This window comes from Bradyrhizobium sp. MI1.7 (assembly GCF_055811795.1).
The window spans coordinates 1-694 of the sequence record NZ_JBVVPO010000236.1; the positions used below are offsets into that span (position 1 = coordinate 1).

At 59.7% G+C, this 694-nt stretch carries 1 protein-coding gene and 1 pseudogene; one reads left to right on the plus strand and one right to left on the minus strand.

Annotated elements, in window-relative coordinates; all coding sequences use genetic code 11:
• Positions 1-206: pseudogene (locus AC0L3X_RS47310) on the plus strand (IS21 family transposase); the annotation flags it as partial.
• 206 nt (positions 207-412) lie between these two features.
• Here AC0L3X_RS47310 and AC0L3X_RS47315 read toward each other — a convergent pair.
• On the minus strand, positions 413-694 hold a 282-nt coding region (locus tag AC0L3X_RS47315), incomplete at its 5' end, for a transposase (RefSeq protein ID WP_473317641.1).

The window sequence follows — 694 nt, forward strand, 5'->3', positions numbered from 1 at the left end:
GGGCCTATCCGCGGGAGACGCAGGAGATGGTGTTCGACGCCCACGACCGGGCGTTCGCCCTGTTCAAAGGCACCTGCACCCGCGGCATCTACGACAACATGAATACCGCCGTAGAGACGATCTTCGTCGGTAAAGGCCGTCTCTACAATCGCCGCTTCCTGCAGATGTGCAGCCACTTGTCTGATTGCGGTTGCTGGCACAAGGGTTCAACTCGTTACCGACAGCCTGCGAGGCTCGCTCTTGTCTACGAGGTCGACGTTCATAGCCGCCTCACGATGGTAGTCCGAAGATCGGGAGCTGCTATCTATTAGGCGCGTGCTGCAGGCACAGAGGTTGCAGCGCAGTCACCCCGACCTCGTCCTCGCAGGACGTCGTCCCGCCTTTTCGGCGGATCCGCTGAATTGCTAATTGATCATGCGGTCGCCTCCTCGCGGGTCCATCGGAACTCGCTTCCATCGGCCCAGATCCGATGCATCACGATCGCTAATTTTCGTGCGACTGCTACGACCGCTCGGCGAAGGCCGCGTCGCCTGGCCACCCTTACACCCCAAGCCTTCAATGCGGGCCAACGCTTGGTGCGGGTTAGAAGTGCAAGCGCGGCCTGATAAAGTATGGTCCTGAGCATCACATCGCCACACCTCGAAATAGCGCCATTCCGATCGGTTTCCCCAGATGCGTATTTGCGTGGCGTAAG